Origin of the sequence: Kushneria marisflavi (assembly GCF_002157205.1) — a bacterium.
GTDB classification, from domain to species: domain Bacteria; phylum Pseudomonadota; class Gammaproteobacteria; order Pseudomonadales; family Halomonadaceae; genus Kushneria; species Kushneria marisflavi.
Genome location: NZ_CP021358.1, coordinates 693,485 through 710,586, shown reverse-complemented (window position 1 = coordinate 710,586; position 17,102 = coordinate 693,485). Strand labels below are relative to the sequence as shown.

Here is a 17,102-nt window from a genome sequence, read left to right as displayed (position 1 = left end):
TTAAAGGGTATCGCGGTTTCAGGCCTGCCGTGAGACAGCGCCAAAGCGGCGACGTCGTGTCGAGCAAGGTCTGTGACAATAACCGAGACCAGCGGTGAAATCAGCCGCTCCCGAGAGCGGACGTGTTTTCCTGCCGGGCTGCGTCTGTACAGCATGGGGTGCGCCGAGTACCATCGTCAGCGTAATCACCGACCCCATATGTCCTGCCTCACCGGCAGACGGTATCGGCATCGGTTTATCACGGCGGCTCCAATATGGCCGCTTTCAAACGAATTCAAAGGAAGAGGTTGGCGGGATGATCACTGGCAGCATGGTCGCTCTGGCGACGCCCATGAAAGCCGATGGGGCCATCGACTGGGACGCCCTGAGGCATCTTGTAGGCTGGCATCTCGAGCACGGCACCGATGCCATCGTGGCGGCCGGTACGACCGGTGAACCGACCACCATGAGCTTTGCCGAGCACTTCGATGTGATTCGCACGGTGGTGGAAACGGTCAATGGCCGGGTGCCTGTCATTGCAGGTACCGGTGCCAATGCCACGGCAGAAGCCGTGGAACTGGCACGTTATGCCAAAGAGGTTGGGGCCGATTACTGCCTGTCGGTCACCCCCTATTACAACCGCCCGACCCAGGAAGGGCTATACCAGCATTTCAAGGCCGTGGCCCAGGCCTGCGATCTGCCGGTCATCATGTATAACGTCCCCAGCCGTACCGGTGTGGATCTTTACAACGAGACTGCACATCGTCTGGCAGCCATCGACAACATCGTGGGGCTCAAGGATGCGACCGGTAATCTCGAGCGCGCCGAGGACCTGATCGAGCGTCTCAAGGGGCATGACTTTGCCCTTTACTCCGGCGATGACCCGACGGCCTGCGAATTCATGCTCGCTGGTGGTCATGGTGCCATATCGGTCTCGGCCAATGTGGCACCGCGAGCAATGCACGAGCTTTGTGTTGCCGCGACCGCCGGTGACTATGACCGTGCCCACCAGATCAATACTCGTCTGATGCCGCTGCATTCGGTATTGGGCATCGAAGCCAATCCGATCCCGGTCAAATGGGCGCTCAATCAGCTTGGTCTGATGGAAAGCGGTATTCGACTACCCCTGACCTGGCTTTCCGAACGATACCAATCCACCGTAGCCGAGGCGCTGCAGCTGGCCGGAGTGATGGATCAATGAGCAAGACACGCTGGATGATGGTCACGCCCTTGCTGCTTGTGATGAGTGGCTGTGGTGGCGGTTATTACCATGACCGCAACAGCGAATACGCCGATGCGGAAATGACGGCGCCGCTGGAGCTGCCGGCCTCGCGTGATCAGACCCGCTATCAGGATGCGATGCCGGTCCCGCGCGCCTCCAACGATTTCATCAGAAATCGCGATGGTTATGAGCCGCCCCGGCCACAGACCCTGTCGACCAGCGATCGTGAAACCCGGTTTGTTGAGCCTCGTCAGGCCGACGGCAATCGCTGGCTGGTGGTCAGCGCTGCTCCCGGCGCTGTCTGGCCACGCCTGCAGGAATTTGTGCGTGCCAATGGCTATCAGGTGCAAAACATTGATGGCAATACGGGGCAGATCACGACGGATCGTGGTGTGCTGTCCGTGCGTCAGGGAATTCGCAATAACACCACGGATGTTTATTGCCAGCAGGGCGGCGAGAGTGTCGATGCTTGTCTGAGCCAGGTCAGTCAGTATCTGTCCTCCAGCGCGCCACAAAGTGGTGTATCGCTGGTGGCCCAGAACCTGTCGCGCAATGATCGCGTTCGTCTGGAAAGCCGTGATGATAACTGGCGGCTGGCGCTGGCGCTCGATTTCCCGCGTGCCTGGGCAGAACTTGCCTGGCAGCTGGAGAACAACTACGAGACGCCCAACCGTCGCCTGATCGATCAAAATCGCAGCGAGCGGGTGTTCACCGTGGAATATACCGTCAAGGGTGAAGGCAGCTGGATTCCGTTCCGGGGCAGCAGCGACGAGACACAGCAGTATCAGCTGCATCTGTTGCCCGGCGATAACGCCACCTACGTGAGCGTGACCGACAGTGCCGGCAATCCGGTCGATCAGCAAAGGTCTCATGACCTGCTCGACGGTGTGGCCTCGATTCTGCGCTGATGCGATTTGCATCGCTGGGTAGCGGCAGCCGCGGCAACGCCACGCTGGTCAGCAGTGCGGGTACCCATTTGCTGGTGGACTGCGGCTTCGGGATTCGCGAGGCGACCAGGCGTATGCAGTTGCTCGCCATGGATCCGGCCACGCTGGCCGGCATCCTGGTAACGCATGAGCATATCGATCACGTTCGGGGCGTGCCTTCTCTGGCGCATCGGTTTGGTCTGACGGTCTATATGACCGTCGGGACCTGGTTGTCGCTCAAACCGGATCCAGCCATCGACGTGGTGCTGATCACGCCGGAAGATACTCTGAGCATTGGTGACTTCGACATTACGCCTGTCACCGTGCCACATGATGCCCGCGAGCCGGTACAGTATCTGATTCAGGCCGGCGCGCACCGTCTGGGCCTTCTGACCGATCTGGGCGTGGTCACACCGCACGTGCTCCAGCGCTACCGTCGTTGCGATGCGCTGTTTATCGAATGCAATCATGATTCGCGAATGCTGGACTACGGTCCCTATCCGCCGAGTCTCAAGCGTCGCGTCAGCGGTCGGCTGGGTCATCTGTCCAATCGCCAGGCCGCGGAGCTTTTGCAGGCGCTGGGTACTGATCGCCTGCAGCGACTGGTTGCGTCGCACCTCTCAGAGAAGAATAATCTGCCCGAACTTGCCTTTGAGGCGTTAAGGCCCTTGCTGGATAACGATGAGTCGCGTCTGGTCATTGCCCAGCAGGGACGCACCGTTGACTGGCAGTCGGTCAGCTGATGCAACGACATGACAGGCGGGGCGTGACAGACCGTCAATGCCGCCCCGACTCTTTTCTATCACCTTCTGATTCCCTGCCGGAGACTTTCGTGGAAAAACGCCAGGAACTTTATGCGGGCAAGGCCAAGTCCGTTTTTGAAACCGATGATCCGGACCGCCTGATTCTCGAGTTTCGTGACGACACCAGTGCCTTTGACGGCAAGAAGGTCGAGCAGCTCGAGCGCAAGGGGCGCGTCAATAACCGCTTCAACGCGTTCATCATGAACGCCCTGAAGGAAGCGGGCATTCCGGTGCACTTTGAACGGCTGCGCTCGAATACCGAGTGTGAAGTCAAGCGCCTGACCATGATGCCGGTGGAGTGTGTGGTGCGAAACATCGCCGCCGGCGGACTGTGTCGTCGTCTGGGTGTGGAAGAAGGGATTGCGCTGACGCCGCCGACCTTTGAGCTCTTTCTCAAAAATGATGAGAAGGGCGATCCGATGATCAACGAATCGCTGGCCGAAACCTTTGGCTGGGCCCGTCGAGAGCATCTGGTACGTGCTCGCGAGCTGACCTTCCAGATCAACGACATCCTGCAAAAGCTCTTTCTCGACGGCAATCTGCTGTTGGTGGATTACAAGCTCGAGTTCGGTCTGTTCCACGGCGAGGTCACTCTGGGTGACGAGTTTTCGCCTGATGGTTGCCGTCTATGGGATGCCACTACCCGCGAAAAAATGGACAAGGACCGGTTCCGTCAAGGGCTGGGCGGCGTGATCGAAGCCTATGAAGAGGTCGGACGCCGTATCGGCATCGACTTCGATCAGACCATCGACTGATCAATGTCCGGACAGGCGGCGGCGTGTGCTGCCGCCGTCCTGTCAGGTCATTTGAACCAGTCTGTCGACCACGATAATGCTTTCATGGTTATGGCTGCTCGTGTCGACATGAAAGCGCACGTCCAGATCAAAAAGGCGAACGCCATAGCAGCGGTCATCGTGCTTGTTCCGGCGATAGGCCGGGCGTGGGTCCTGCGCCAGCACTTCACCTATCAGAGTGGCAAGATGTTCTCCATCGGCTCTCTCGTTGAGTGTTTGCCGGCATTCATGGCTGAGTTCGACCCTTAAAGATGACGGCGGTGCAGGCGCAAAGCCTGCCCGGACATTGTCTGCGCTGTCGGCCCAGGGTAGATAGGGTTTGATATCGACCACCGGTGTGGCATCTACCAGATCATGCCCCCGCAGTATGAGTGTCAATGAAGGGGTATATTCAATGCCCACCAGTTCCACCAGCGACAGGCCCAGCCGGTTGGGTCGGTGAGTCGAACGTGAGGCGAACACACCAACGCGGGCATTGCCGCCCAGTCGCGGCGGACGAATCAATGGCGTCCAGCGCTCGGGGCTCTGGTGAAAGAGAAAACTGATCCAGAGGTGACTGAACTGTTCCAGTCCGCGCACGCAGTCCGGATGATCAAATGGCGCGTTGAAGCGCAGAAGGGCCGTGGCACTTGGTGCCAGTCCCGGTTGGCGCGGAATTCCGAACTTGTCAGGATAGCAGCTTTCGATGGTGCCAATGATGTCGAGCGTCATCGAGGCGCTGGTGGAAGAGAGCGTGTCATGTGTTGTCATGAATCGATTATGCCATTCGGACGCGCCAGCGACATCCTGACATCACGGGCAGCAGCAGGAGAGAGCTTCGCGAGGGTCGGGATAAAAGTCGCCATCCCGATGTCCAACGCGGGTGGCATCATGCGCCTGAAAGGCACGTGCAGGTATCGAGGCAAGGATAAAACATCATGACGGATCACCACGGCGCGGCTGGCAGCACGCCGATGCTTTTTACCGAGAAAAAGATCAATACCACGCTATTGGGCGTGGCCTTTGCCTTTTCGGTGGCGGGCGGTATTACATTGCTGGTACATGCCTGGCAGACGGAGCGTCTGTGGCCGGTAGGCCCCATTGGGGTCGCCTTGATTGCCTGGGGGCTTCTGGTTGGCAACAATCTGGCCGTACGCAGGCGTTTGTCGCCGGTACTCAGGCTGGAGGCGCAGCGCTTTAGCTATATTGGCGGCGCGGCCTGGAAACCCCGTATGATCTCGATCGATTTTCGCGATATTACTCAGGTCGACAAGGTACGCAGCAGCGGCATCATCCTGCATGTTCGTCAGGAGCGTCGAGCACGGATTGTGCCGATCGGACTTTTGTCGAAAGGTGATAGAGAGGCGTTTATTCAGGGCTTTCATGCCCGATGTGATGCCTCACGCACGCTTGATGCCTCTCCACAGGGTTCCCGGTGATTTGACGTCATGAGCACTGATATAACGCCAGATAGCATGATGGTTGATCACTGCCTTTCCTGCGCTCGACAGGTTGAGTCGCCCAATGCGGATGCGCGCCCCGAAGGAGAGATATCGCTGGTGGTGCTGCATTCGATCAGTCTACCGCCGGGGGCGTTTGGCGGTGATGACATCGAGGCACTTTTTACCAATCAGCTGGATTGGGATGCTCACCCCTTTTTTCAGTCGATTCGAGGGCTTCGTGTGTCGGCGCATCTGCTGATTCGTCGCGATGGAGGCTGTGTGCAGTTTGTCCCCTTTGACCGAAGGGCCTGGCATGCCGGCCGCTCCCGCTGGCAGAGCCGACAGGCACTTAACGACTTCAGTGTCGGTATCGAGCTTGAAGGTGATGCGCGTCCCTTTACTCATGCTCAGTACGAGCGCCTTGCGCAAGTACTGTTGGCACTCGAGCATCGCTATCCCCATATTGAGGCTCGCAAGTGGGTGACCCACGAGCAGATCGCCCCGCTTCGAAAGACCGACCCTGGGCCGAGTTTTGACCATCAGTACCTCGCCCGGCTCATGGCCGGCTAAAGGGCACGAGCTGGTCTCGTCCGGTGCTGGCTCATGCGGTATGACGTGACTATTCTGGCACAATGTCCGGTATCAGCTCGTTGTGTTCAGTGGGCATGTCGCCGCATCGGCCGTCGCGAGTCAGCCTGTTTGGTGATGGCCACACATGCAGCGCCTGGAGACGCGAATTGGCATGACTTCATGTTTACGGTATCTTCGTCGTCCAATCAGAGCGCCCATGTTCGAGTGTTGCCTGTTTCGTTGATGGCTAACGGGTCGGAATCCGTTGCAGTGCCTTTATGGCTATCCGCACCAGTACTGCACGTCCGATGCCATCGTATGACGTATCCGGAAACCATGGCCCCTGTAACTATCGGGTGCCTGTCCCGCCTTGAAAGCGCCAGAGGCTCCAAAAGGGCCCGCTGACAACTTATCTTCATTCGGAGAGACGTCTATGAGTCTGGAGGCAAGAGAAGATCACGATCCGATCGAGACAAGGGAGTGGTTGGAAGCCCTGACATCGGTAGTGGATCGTGAAGGTGAGGAGCGTGCTCAGTATATTCTGAGCCGTCTGGCTGATCGCTTGCGCCGTGATGGCAAGCTGCCGCCGTTCTCCGTGAACACGCCTCATCGCAATACCATTCCTGTTCATCGTGAAGCCAGGCTGCCCGGTGACATGTTCATGGAGCGCAAGATCCGCTCCGCGATTCGCTGGAACAGTGTGGCGCAGGTCATTCGCGCCAATAAAAAGAACAAGGGAGTAGGGGGCCATCTGGCCAGCTACATGTCCTGTTCCGTGCTCTATGAAGTGGGCTTCAACCACTTCTTCCGTGCTGACAGCGATGAGCAAAAGGGTGATCTGGTCTACATACAGGGCCACGTGACCCCCGGTATCTATGCCCGCTCCTTTCTCGAAGGGCGTCTGACCGAAGAGCAGCTCGACACCTTCCGTCAGGAAGCGCTGACTGAAGGTCTGTCTTCCTATCCTCACCCGTATCTGATGCCGGATTACTGGCAGTTCCCGACCGTATCGATGGGTCTGGGGCCGCTTCAGGCCATCTATCAGGCGCACGTCATGAAGTACATGAATGCGCGTGGTCTTGCCGATATGGGTGATCGCAAGGTCTGGGCCTTCCTGGGCGATGGTGAATGTGACGAGCCGGAGTCTCTCGGCGCGCTGCACCTGGCCAGCCGTGAAAAGCTCAACAACCTGATCTTTGTCATCAACTGCAACCTGCAGCGTCTGGACGGTCCGGTACGTGGTAACGGCCGTATCATGGACGAGCTGGAAGGCATGTTCCGTGGTGCCGGCTGGAACGTCATCAAGGTCGTCTGGGGCGGTTTGTGGGACCCGCTGTTCGAACAGGACAGCAAGGGGATCATGCAAAAGCGCATGGATGAAGCCGTCGACGGCGAGTACCAGAACTTCAAGGCGCGCGGTGGTGCCTATACCCGCGAAAACTTCTTCGGCAAGTACCCGGAGACTGCCGAAATGGTCAAGGACTACTCCGATGAGGACATCTATCGCCTCAATCGCGGTGGCCATGATCCGCAGAAGATGTATGCGGCCTACCATGAAGCCGTCAACAATGCCGGCGACCGTCCGACTGTCGTCCTTGCGCATACCGTCAAGGGCTACGGCATGGGCGGTGGCAGCGGCGAAGCCGACATGGAAGCCCACCAGATCAAGTCGATGGAAACCGATGCCCTGAAGGTCATGCGTGATCGTTTCGGCATCCCGGTCTCCGACAAGCAGCTTGAAGAGGGCATGCCCTACTACAAGCCTGACGACGACAGCCCGGAGATGCGCTATCTGCATCAACGGCGCAAGCAGCTGGGCGGCTATCTGCCGGCGCGCAGGAATGATTTCGAGCCCATCGAGATTCCGGGCCTGGATGACAAGATGTTTGCCTCCCAGACCAAGGGATCGGGCGATCGTGAAGTCTCCACCACCATGTCGTTTGTGCGTGTGCTCAACGGCCTGGTGAAAAACAAGCAGTTCGGCCAGCAGGTCGTGCCCATCATTCCCGATGAAGCGCGTACCTTCGGCATGGAAGGCATGTTCCGCCAGATTGGTATCTACGCGGCAGAAGGTCAGAAGTACGAGCCGATGGATACCGGCCAGATCATGTATTACCGCGAGGACCAGAAGGGTCAGATTCTCGAGGAAGGCATCAACGAAGCAGGCTCGATGGCGGCCTGGATCGCCGCGGCAACTTCCTATGCCAACCATCACGTGCCGCTGCTGCCGTTTTACATCTATTACTCGATGTTTGGCTATCAGCGCGTCGGTGATCTGGTATGGGCAGCGGGCGACCTGCAGGCACGTGGCTTCATGGTCGGCGGTACTGCCGGACGTACCACCATCAACGGTGAAGGTCTGCAGCACCAGGATGGCCACAGCCATATCCTGATGTCCACGGTCCCCAACTGCCGCTCCTATGATCCCTGCTATGGCCATGAACTTGCGGTCATCATGCAGGACGGTCTCAAGCGCATGTATCAGGACCGTGAAAGCTGCTTCTACTACCTGACGGTCATGAACGAAAACTATGTCCATCCCGAAATGCCGGAAGGCAGCGAGGAAGGCATTATTCGTGGCATGTACCTGCTTCAGGAAGGCAAGAGCGACAAGAAGCAGCCGCGTGTTCAGCTGCTGGGCAGCGGCACCATCCTGCGTGAAGTAGAAGCGGCTGCCGAACTGCTGCGCGATGACTTCAACGTGACTGCCGATGTCTGGAGCGTGACCAGCTTCAACGAGCTGCGTCGTGAAGCGCTCGAGTATGATCGTCAGCAGTTCCTCAACCCTGAAGGCGAGCAGCAAAAGCCGTGGGTCACGAGCTGCCTGGAAGGTCGTGAAGGACCGGTCATTGCTTCCACGGACTACATGAAGCTCTATGCTGATCAGGTGCGTGCGTGGGTGCCGTCTGACTTACACGTTCTGGGCACCGATGGTTTCGGCCGCTCGGACACGCGTGAACATCTGCGTCGTTTCTTTGAAGTCGACCGCTACTTTGTCACCGTACTGGCGCTGCGTGCGCTGGCCAATCGTGGCGAGATCGATGCCAAGACTGTCAGTGACGCGATGAAAAAATACGACATCGACCCCAGCAAACCCAATCCGCTGGTGAGCTGAGGCGCCTGTCTCACAAAAGTGCCGCCGGGTGAGCGACAGGCTCACCCGGTCATGGCAACGGCCAGGTGATAAGGAGCGCGACCTTGAGTAGCGAAATTATTAAGGTACCCGACATCGGGGGCAGCGAGGGCGTCGAGATCATCGAGATCTCCGTCCAGGCCGGCGATACGATCGAAGCCGAAGACACCATGATCGTGCTGGAGTCCGACAAGGCCAGCATGGATATCCCCGCACCGAAGGCTGGCAAGGTCAGGAAGGTACTGGTCAGCGAAGGGGACAAGGTGTCTGAAGGCGACGACATTCTCGAGCTTGAAGCCGAGGGTGGCGGCGACGCTGATGAGGGCGACGGCGAGGCAGACAAGAGTGATGACGAACAGTCATCGGTCAAGGACAGCCGCGAAGCCGAACACCTCGAGGAGGAGGCAGAAGCCGACGAATCCGATGTCGAAAAGGACAAGACGTCGAAGAAGTCCTCCGGCAAGGGTGGCAAGCGCACGGTAGAAGTTCGGGTTCCGGACATCGGTGGTAGCGAAAACGTCGAAATCATTGAGATTGCGGTCAGCGAGGGGGATGACATCAGCGAGGAAGACGCGTTGATTACCCTTGAGTCCGATAAGGCTTCGATGGATGTGCCCAGTCCCTACAGCGGCAAGCTGGTGTCGCTTGAGCTCAAGGAAGGCGACACCGTCTCCGAAGGTGATCTGATCGGCACCATGGAAATCGCTGGTGACGGCGACGACGATACCGATGAAGACACCTCCGATGACGACGGCGACGATGGTGCAGACCATGAAGAAGACGCCGATGTCACCGAGGATAGCGATGACGCCGAAGACGACGATAGCGAAGGCGGTCGTCAGGAGCTGCGCGTTCCCGATATCGGCGGCAGCGACAATGTCGAAATCATCGAAGTCTCGATCAGCGAAGGCGATGAGATCGGTGAGGAAGATGCACTGATCACGCTGGAGTCCGACAAGGCTTCCATGGACATCCCCAGCCCCTTCAAGGGCAAGGTGGTGGAAGTCAGCGTCAAGGAAGGTGATACCGTCTCCGAAGGCGATTTGATCGGCTATATCGAAGTGGCCGGCAGCAAGCCGAAGAGCGCGTCCAAAACGTCTTCCGGTGACAAGTCGAATTCGAAGAAAAAGTCCGACGATTCGGCCAAAAAATCATCCGATTCAAAGGGCAAATCCAGCAGCTCGAAAAAAGAGAGCGGCAAGCAGGATGAGCCTGGCAGCAAGTCGAAGAAGGACGAGGGTAGCTACGGCGGTGAACCCGGCCCCGAAGCCCGTCGCAATCAGGGCGAAAGCACCGCCGGCAGCAGCGTTCATGCCGGGCCCGCCGTGCGCCTGATGGCGCGTGAGCTGGGTGTGGAGCTTGCCGAGGTCAAGGCCAGCGGTCCGAAGGGGCGCGTGCTGAAAGAAGACGTGGACGCCTTCGTCAAGCAGGTCATGAGCGATCGCAAAAAGGGTGGTAGTGCTTCGGCACAGCCGTCCGCGCAGGCTCAGGGCGGAGCTGGCATCCCGCCGATCCCGGCGGTCGATTTCAGCCAGTTTGGCGAGATCGAAGAAAAGCCGATGGGTCGTCTGATGAAGGCGGGTGCGACCAATCTGCATCGCAGCTGGCTCAACGTGCCGCATGTGACCCAGTTCGATGAGGCCGACATCACCGAACTTGAAGCTTTCCGCAAGGCGATGAAGGACGAGGCCGCACAGCAGGGCGCGAAACTGACGCCGCTGCCGTTCATGATCAAGGCGGCCGCGCACGCGCTGGCGAAGTATCCGCAGTTCAACGTCTCGCTGCATCCGGATGGCGACAAGCTTATCCAGAAGAAGTACTTCCACATCGGCGTGGCAGTCGATACGCCCAACGGCCTGATGGTGCCGGTGATCCGCAATGTGGATCAAAAGGGCATTGTCGAGCTGGCCAAGGAAGTGATCGATCTTGCCGGCCGGGCTCAGGAAGGCAAGCTCAAGCGCGACGAGATGCAGGGCGGCTGCTTTACCATCTCAAGTCTGGGTTCGATTGGCGGTACGGCGTTCACGCCCATCGTCAATGCGCCTGAAGTGGCCATTCTGGGCGTGTCGAAGTCGCAGATGAAGCCGGTATGGAATGGCAGCGAGTTCAAGCCGCGACTGATGTGTCCGCTGTCGCTGTCCTATGACCACCGTGCTGTCAACGGGGCCGATGCGGCACGCTTTACGGCGTACCTGGCCTCGATCCTGACGGACATTCGTCGATTGACCATGTAACGCCAGGAAGTGCCAGAGGGCGGCCTGAATGGCCGCCCTTTTTGTCGGTGCGCTGTGGGCGAGGCTCGTCAATATGTCGCAGAGCCGTCGACTTCACTTGTGCCTGCAGGTCGCCTGTCGTTATTGTTGCGTTTTATTTTCAGATGGCCTCCCTGTAGTGATGATCTACTGAGGCGGGCCCGGATCATGAGTCATTTATTGAGGAGCGGTTTTTCATGCGTTTGATCCTGTTGGGAGCCCCTGGTGCGGGTAAGGGGACGCAGGCCCGATTCATCTGCGAACGCTTCGATATCGTCCAGATTTCGACCGGCGATATGCTGCGGGCGGCCGTCAAGGAAGGCAATGAGCTGGGCCTGAGGGTCAAGGAAATCATGTCTGCCGGCCAGCTCGTCTCCGATGATCTGATCATCGAACTGGTCAGGGAGCGTATTGCCCAACCCGACTGTGCCAACGGATTTCTCTTTGATGGCTTCCCTCGCACGATCGTACAGGCGGACGCTCTGAAGGAAGCCGGGATCGATTTGGACCACGTCCTTGAAATTCATGTGGCCGATGAAGAAATCATCAACCGTCTTTCCGGACGTCGTGTCCATCCCGGGTCGGGACGTGTCTATCATGTCGATAACCAGCCGCCGCTACAGGCCGATATTGATAATGAAACCGGTGAGCCTCTGATCCAGCGTGAAGATGACCGCGAAGAGACCGTGCGTCATCGTCTGGAGGTTTATCACGACCAGACCGAGCCCCTGATTGCGTATTATCAGCAGTGGCAGGAGCAGGCACCCGAGCAGGCACCGGCCTTCCATCGTATCGAGGGCGTGGGAAGTGTTGAAGATATTCGAGCCCAGGTAATCGAGGCACTTTCTTCCTGATCGATGATCGCGAAAGCGTTTTTCAAAAAAGACCGCATGCCTTTCGGGTGTGCGGTTTTTTCTTTTTTTTAAATGTGCAGTGACGCGTTTTTTCCGAAGTTTCCATCGAATACCCAGGCGAGCATAGTGTCTCTTTTACAGCAGTGCCATGATGCGCAGCTTCCATGGCTCGTACCACTGTGCAGCGGCAGGTGTGTCCTTTGAAGCGCAGTCTCGAAAGCGTTTTGGACGAGCGTTGCAATACCTACGTATAATGCCGCCTCATTTTCGACTCTGACGTAGCGAGCCCATGACTAGCCTGCTGGCCCTTGATGCTTCCTCTTCTGCCTGCTCCGTAGCCCTCTGGATGGACGGTCATGTGATCAGCAGGGTGGAGCATGCCCCTCGTGGCCATACCCGTCGTCTCATGCCCATGATTGATGCCCTTCTCGATGAGGCCGGTATTGCCCGTACCTCACTGGACGCGATTGCCTATGGTCACGGACCGGGATCGTTTACCGGCATTCGTATTGCGGCCGGTGTGGCGCAGGGCATCGCCTATGGTCTGGGGTGTCCGCTATTGGGCGTTTCGACGCTCAGGGCGCTGGCCCAGAGCGCCTGGCAGCGTGATGGCGCAAGGCTTGTCATGCCGGCCCTGGATGCGCGTCTGGGAGAGCTGTACGTCGCACTTTATCAGGTCGAACAGGAACGACTGAAAGCCGTCATGGTGGATAGCGTCATGGCGCCTGATGCCCTTGTGTTGCCTTCGTGTACGCCCGGGTCCATCACCATGATCGGCAGCGGTGTCACCCTCATGGACAGATTGTCGCTCGACATTCGGGAGTGCATCGGGACCACTGTCGAGTCCCGCGAGCCCGAAGCCTGTGACATTGCGCAGCTGGCCGCCATGGATTTTGCCTCGGGACTGATCACCAGCCCTGAAGAGGCCCTTCCCATTTATCTGCGTGATCAGGTTGTTTCAAGCAAGCATTAAGGATGCTCTTTATGGATTGGTTACATGTGGTGGTGCTTTCCCTGATTCAGGGCATCTCCGAATTTCTGCCTGTGTCGTCATCGGCGCATCTGATTCTGCCATCACAGCTGTTTGGCTGGCCCGACCAGGGGCTAGCATTTGATGTTGCCGTCCATGTAGGCACGCTTCTGGCCGTATTGATGGCCTTTCGCAAGGACGTCGTTGCCATTCTGGGTGGCTGGTTTGCGCATGTGTTCAAGCGCCGCCCGAGCGAGGAAGCCCGCATTGGCTGGGCCGTGATTGCGGCTACCCTGCCGGCCGGCATTCTGGGGTTTCTGGCCGATGATCTGATCAGCACCTATGCCCGGTCAGGGCTTGTAATTGCCACCACCACCATCGTTTTTGGTCTGCTGCTGTGGTGGGCAGACGTCAAGGGCATCCGCAAGCTCGTCATGTCCCAGATGACGCTGAAAAATGCGGTGTTGATCGGCTTTGCCCAGGCGCTGGCGCTGATTCCCGGTACTTCGCGCTCAGGGATTACCATCACGGCAGCACTGCTTCTGGGCTATACCCGTCAGACGGCGGCGCGCTTTTCGTTTCTGATGTCGATTCCGCTGATTCTGGCGGCAGGCCTTTTCAAGGGGATCGAGCTTGCCGAGACCGGTGCGGATGCCCACTGGCTGCCCATTCTCGGGGGCGTTGTGCTCTCCTTTTTGTCGGCACTGGCCTGTATCAAGCTCTTTCTGGCCGCGCTGGACCGCATCGGCATGCTGCCCTTTGTGATCTACCGCATGATTCTGGGCGTGTTCCTGTTTCTCTTTCTGGCATGACATCACCTGACGCCCTGACCAGTCCTGTGATGCTGGGCGATGATGCGCAAAGCCATGCCCTGGCACACCGGCTGGGGCTGACTCTGGCATCGACGCCGGACAGTGATGATCTATGGCTGCATTACGGCGAGCAGGGGCTGGTGCTGGGCGGTGACAAACGCCAGTTCGGTGCGCCGATTCAGGCGGACCTGGTGGGCGGTGGTGTGGCTCACCGCCGTCAGTTCGGTGGCGGGCGTGGGCAATTGATTGCCCGCGCCTGCGGTCTGAAACAGGGCGTATCACCAGATATCATTGATGCTACGGCGGGGCTTGGACGCGATAGCGCGGTACTGGCCTCGCTGGGATCACGTGTCCTGATGATCGAGCGCCATCCCGTGGTGGCGGCGCTGCTGTTTGATGCTTTAGAGCGGGCGCGCAGGCAGGAAGATTTAAAAACGCTGACCCAGCGGCTTTTTTTCGTGGAGGGCGACAGCAGTCAAACGCTGTCAGCGCTGGTAGCGGCCTCAAGCGTTGCGCCTCAGGTCATTCATCTTGATCCCATGTACCCGCATCAGGACAAGTCGGCGCTGGTAAAAAAGGAGATGCGCCTTTTTCGTCGTCTGGTCGGGGATGATATGGATGCGCCGCAGTTGCTGGCTCAGGCGCTCGATCTGGCGACCCACCGGGTCGTGGTTAAAAGGCCCAAGGGGGCACCGCCTATTGAAGGGCCGTCACCCAGCCACGAAATCGTCTCCAAAAACAGCCGCTATGACCTTTATGTCCATCGCTCCCTGAAGCCTTCACGCTGAAGCTTCGGTGTGCGGACGTCCTGCCGTCAGCTCGGTCAGGCGGTGGCGCAGGGCCGGGTCAAACAGGGTGCGGCTTTTCATCAGTGCTTCGGGCAGTCGCGCATCGAAATTGAGCTTCTCCTGTGACTGCCAGAGCCAGCCATCGCGCTCCAGGCTGTCGAGCAGCCCCGCAAACAGGCGTCGATCAAAGAATTCCGGTGCGTTGAGCCCCTGCAGTCTCGTCAGCCGCTCTGCCAGCAGCTGACTCTGCGCCTCCAGCATTTCCCGACTGATGGTGCCGTTGGGGTAGTGCATCAACGTTGAAAATAGAATGAAGCCCCGCTCGAGCGTGGGCTGAATGGCTCGTCCGAGCAGATAAAGCCGCTCACGTGCTTCATCGCCTGTCTCGGGGCGCTGCCAGGTGTCTCCATTGCCTTTTAAAAGCCCCAGCGCTACGAACACGTCCAGCACGCCATGCAGATGTTCGGCGAAATCCTTGTCATCCGCCTCGATGAAGAACTCCTGCTGAAGCGCCGGCCAGATGGGCGATAGCAGGCGCTCAAGCGTTGTGAAATCAAGACGCGCGTTGTTGCGAAAGGCAAAGGCAACCAGCGCGTGAAGGGCAAAGAGATGCAGGACGTTGTTGCGATACCACGTCAGCAGTGGCGCGCGCTCGTCGCTGACCGTGATCAGATCGCCCAGCGAATGCTCGATACGGCTGACCATTCCCAGATATTCACTGCGCGCCAGCCATTCCGGTGGTCCCTGTTCGGGTAGTCGAACGCGCTTGCCGCCCGGCAGCTGCGCCTGTAATGCGTAAAGTGTCTTGAGCTGACGCATCAGCAGATCAATTTCGATGGTGCGATGAGGCGTGGCCAGAATCGTCAGGGCGACCATGGAAATGGGCGTCAGGGCGGCGGCGTGATTGATGCGGGTGGCGATTTCGAGACTCAGATCCGGCACCGCTTCGCGCAGCCAGTCGGCTTCGCTCCCGGCTTCCTGCGAACGCCAGTCAGGAAAGCGCTGATCCAGATAGCTGCCCAGCACCAGTGGCTCACCGACGCTGACCTGAACGCGCCCGAAGGGCTGTCGCAGATGTCGCAGCACGCGCAGCAGCCCCAGTGGGGTCTCCTTGCGCTTTTTGCCCGTGCGCAACTCGCGGATGTAGGCGTTGGATTCAAGCACCTTTTCATAGCCGATATAGATCGGCACAAAGGCCATCTCGCGGCTTGGTGCCCGGGCATGGGAGCGTAGTGTCATCGACAGCATGCCGGGTTTGGGGGAGAGCATGCGGCCGGTACGCGAGCGCCCACCCTCGATAAAGTATTCAACCGGATGGCCCTGTGACAGCAGCTGGTGCAGGTATTCGTTGAACACCGCGGCATAGAGCCGATTGCCCTTGAAACTGCGTCGCATGAAAAAGGCACCGGCGCGTCGCAGCAACGGGCCGATCAGAGGCATGTCGAGATTGCGCCCGGCGGCAATATGCGGTGGCATCAGCCCCTCCTGGTAGAGCACATAGGAGAGCAGCAGATAGTCGATGTGACTACGGTGACAGGGGACATAGACCAGTTCATGGGTGCCTGCCAGTGCCTCGACGTCTTCGATGCCGTGCACATCGACGCCATCGTAGAGGCGATTCCACAGCCGCCCCAGCACCTGATAAAGAAAGCGCAGTACCGGAGCGGACATGTTGGCGGCGATCTCAAAGCCATAGCGCTCGGCCCGCTGCAGGGCGCGTTCGTCACGTTCGCCAAGCTCCAGCGCATTATCGTGCGCGGCGGCCCGAACGGCGGGTTGGCGCAATACGCGGCGGATCAGCGTGCGGCGATGTGACAGATCGGGCCCGATGGCCTGCAGTCGAACGCGTCGGAAGTAGCGCCGCAGAAAGCGGGTAATGCGGATACGGTTGAACTGCTCATCAACGTCACCGTGTGCCATCAGCGTGCGCAGCGATACCGGTTCTCCCAGACGAATTTCGAGCGAGCGGCCGTTCATGATCACGCCTGCCAGTCGCTGCAGGCGGCCTACCAGTGACCAGCCATCGGCGGTCAGCAGATGGCGCAGGCCCACACGTTCACGCTGCGGGGCGCGCCCCCAGAACAGCGTGACCGGCACCAGGTCGACGTCACTGTCGGGGTATTCCTCCAGTGCGGTAATCAAGTGATCCAGCGATGTGGAGCGATCGACATGACCGCGATGACGGCGGTAGTGCGTGGCATCAAACAACGCCATGCGCGCCGGGAATCGCCGCCCATGAGCCAAACAGATGTCGCCGTCGGGGGAGGGTAGATCAAGGCGTTGACAGAAAATCGACAATGCCAGGCGATCGGACAGGGCCGACACCGGTAGTATGTAGATAATGGGTCGGTCATGTCCGGTGACAAGCGCTCCGGGGTTTTCGGGGTCGATGCTGCGAAAACGCAGCCAGGCACCGAGCGCTCGGCATCCCAGGCGCTGCCAGAATCCCTGTATAGACGTTTCAGACATGGCCGGTTTGCTCGCTGAATCGGGAGTGTGGGAGGTCGGGTGACCTGACAGGGGGATCTGCACCGATCCGATGACAGGGCACTATAGTATAGCGCTGGTGGAATCGACA

At 58.8% G+C, this 17,102-nt stretch carries 14 protein-coding genes; 12 read left to right on the top strand and 2 right to left on the bottom strand.

What is annotated here, in order from left to right; genetic code table 11:
* The first annotated feature begins 295 nt into the window (after positions 1 to 295).
* The 4 genes from dapA to purC all read left to right on the top strand — a co-directional run bounded on the left by dapA (position 296) and on the right by purC (position 3,685).
* Positions 296 to 1,180, top strand: a complete 885-nt coding sequence (dapA, locus tag B9H00_RS03320; protein ID WP_086899469.1) for a 4-hydroxy-tetrahydrodipicolinate synthase — start codon at positions 296 to 298, stop codon at positions 1,178 to 1,180.
* Entirely contained in the window at positions 1,177 to 2,109 is a 933-nt protein-coding gene (gene bamC, locus B9H00_RS03315; protein WP_086899468.1) for an outer membrane protein assembly factor BamC, read from the top strand. The genes dapA and bamC overlap by 4 nt, the downstream gene beginning before the upstream one ends.
* On the top strand, positions 2,109 to 2,870 hold the full coding sequence (locus B9H00_RS03310; RefSeq protein ID WP_086899467.1) for an MBL fold metallo-hydrolase: 762 nt from the start codon (positions 2,109 to 2,111) through the stop codon (positions 2,868 to 2,870). Before bamC ends, B9H00_RS03310 begins: the two co-directional genes overlap by 1 nt.
* Before the next feature lie 89 nt (positions 2,871 to 2,959).
* Positions 2,960 to 3,685, top strand: a complete 726-nt coding sequence (gene purC, locus B9H00_RS03305; protein ID WP_086899466.1) for a phosphoribosylaminoimidazolesuccinocarboxamide synthase — start codon at positions 2,960 to 2,962, stop codon at positions 3,683 to 3,685.
* A 42-nt stretch (positions 3,686 to 3,727) separates the two neighbouring features.
* Here purC and tsaA read toward each other — a convergent pair whose 3' ends face one another.
* Positions 3,728 to 4,474 carry a tRNA (N6-threonylcarbamoyladenosine(37)-N6)-methyltransferase TrmO gene (gene tsaA, locus B9H00_RS03300; RefSeq protein WP_086899465.1) on the bottom strand — a complete coding sequence of 249 codons (747 nt, stop codon included), beginning with the start codon at positions 4,472 to 4,474 and terminating at the stop codon, positions 3,728 to 3,730.
* 167 nt (positions 4,475 to 4,641) lie between these two features.
* Between tsaA and B9H00_RS03295 the strand changes: the two genes are divergently transcribed.
* From B9H00_RS03295 to B9H00_RS03260, 8 genes are all read left to right on the top strand, one after another.
* On the top strand, positions 4,642 to 5,142 hold the full coding sequence (locus B9H00_RS03295) for a hypothetical protein (RefSeq protein ID WP_086899464.1): 501 nt from the start codon (positions 4,642 to 4,644) through the stop codon (positions 5,140 to 5,142).
* 9 nt (positions 5,143 to 5,151) lie between these two features.
* On the top strand, positions 5,152 to 5,715 hold the full coding sequence (gene ampD / locus B9H00_RS03290; protein WP_236944344.1) for a 1,6-anhydro-N-acetylmuramyl-L-alanine amidase AmpD: 564 nt from the start codon (positions 5,152 to 5,154) through the stop codon (positions 5,713 to 5,715).
* A 433-nt stretch (positions 5,716 to 6,148) separates the two neighbouring features.
* Positions 6,149 to 8,830: a pyruvate dehydrogenase (acetyl-transferring), homodimeric type gene (aceE, locus tag B9H00_RS03285; RefSeq protein ID WP_086899463.1), complete on the top strand. Its 2,682-nt coding sequence runs from the start codon at positions 6,149 to 6,151 to the stop codon at positions 8,828 to 8,830.
* A gap of 83 nt (positions 8,831 to 8,913) precedes the next feature.
* Positions 8,914 to 11,082 carry a pyruvate dehydrogenase complex dihydrolipoyllysine-residue acetyltransferase gene (gene aceF, locus B9H00_RS03280; protein WP_086899462.1) on the top strand — a complete coding sequence of 723 codons (2,169 nt, stop codon included), beginning with the start codon at positions 8,914 to 8,916 and terminating at the stop codon, positions 11,080 to 11,082.
* Positions 11,083 to 11,297: 215 nt separating this feature from the next.
* On the top strand, positions 11,298 to 11,954 hold the full coding sequence (gene adk, locus B9H00_RS03275; RefSeq protein WP_086899461.1) for an adenylate kinase: 657 nt from the start codon (positions 11,298 to 11,300) through the stop codon (positions 11,952 to 11,954).
* Between the two features lie 289 nt (positions 11,955 to 12,243).
* Positions 12,244 to 12,927, top strand: coding sequence for a tRNA (adenosine(37)-N6)-threonylcarbamoyltransferase complex dimerization subunit type 1 TsaB (gene tsaB / locus B9H00_RS03270; protein WP_086899460.1), 684 nt, complete (start codon positions 12,244 to 12,246; stop codon positions 12,925 to 12,927).
* A gap of 11 nt (positions 12,928 to 12,938) precedes the next feature.
* Positions 12,939 to 13,736, top strand: a complete 798-nt coding sequence (locus B9H00_RS03265; RefSeq protein ID WP_086899459.1) for an undecaprenyl-diphosphate phosphatase — start codon at positions 12,939 to 12,941, stop codon at positions 13,734 to 13,736.
* Positions 13,733 to 14,524, top strand: a complete 792-nt coding sequence (locus B9H00_RS03260; RefSeq protein ID WP_236944343.1) for a class I SAM-dependent methyltransferase — start codon at positions 13,733 to 13,735, stop codon at positions 14,522 to 14,524. The genes B9H00_RS03265 and B9H00_RS03260 overlap by 4 nt, the downstream gene beginning before the upstream one ends.
* On the opposite strand, the gene plsB is transcribed toward B9H00_RS03260, so the two are convergent.
* The gene (plsB, locus tag B9H00_RS03255) at positions 14,516 to 16,993 is read right to left on the bottom strand and encodes a glycerol-3-phosphate 1-O-acyltransferase PlsB (RefSeq protein WP_086899458.1); all 2,478 of its coding nucleotides are present in this window, start codon (positions 16,991 to 16,993) and stop codon (positions 14,516 to 14,518) included. The genes B9H00_RS03260 and plsB overlap by 9 nt on opposite strands.
* Between the last annotated feature and the right edge of the window lie 109 nt (positions 16,994 to 17,102).

Bases quoted from the DNA above. Each gene is read 5' to 3' on its own strand.
- dapA (WP_086899469.1), top strand. From the start codon at position 296: ATGATCACTGGCAGCATGGTCGCTCTGGCGACGCCCATGAAAGCCGAT.
- bamC (WP_086899468.1), top strand. From the start codon at position 1,177: ATGAGCAAGACACGCTGGATGATGGTCACGCCCTTGCTGCTTGTGATG.
- B9H00_RS03310 (WP_086899467.1), top strand. From the start codon at position 2,109: ATGCGATTTGCATCGCTGGGTAGCGGCAGCCGCGGCAACGCCACGCTG.
- tsaA (WP_086899465.1), bottom strand. From the start codon at position 4,474: ATGACAACACATGACACGCTCTCTTCCACCAGCGCCTCGATGACGCTC.
- B9H00_RS03295 (WP_086899464.1), top strand. From the start codon at position 4,642: ATGACGGATCACCACGGCGCGGCTGGCAGCACGCCGATGCTTTTTACC.
- ampD (WP_236944344.1), top strand. From the start codon at position 5,152: ATGAGCACTGATATAACGCCAGATAGCATGATGGTTGATCACTGCCTT.
- aceE (WP_086899463.1), top strand. From the start codon at position 6,149: ATGAGTCTGGAGGCAAGAGAAGATCACGATCCGATCGAGACAAGGGAG.
- adk (WP_086899461.1), top strand. From the start codon at position 11,298: ATGCGTTTGATCCTGTTGGGAGCCCCTGGTGCGGGTAAGGGGACGCAG.
- tsaB (WP_086899460.1), top strand. From the start codon at position 12,244: ATGACTAGCCTGCTGGCCCTTGATGCTTCCTCTTCTGCCTGCTCCGTA.
- B9H00_RS03265 (WP_086899459.1), top strand. From the start codon at position 12,939: ATGGATTGGTTACATGTGGTGGTGCTTTCCCTGATTCAGGGCATCTCC.
- B9H00_RS03260 (WP_236944343.1), top strand. From the start codon at position 13,733: ATGACATCACCTGACGCCCTGACCAGTCCTGTGATGCTGGGCGATGAT.
- plsB (WP_086899458.1), bottom strand. From the start codon at position 16,993: ATGTCTGAAACGTCTATACAGGGATTCTGGCAGCGCCTGGGATGCCGA.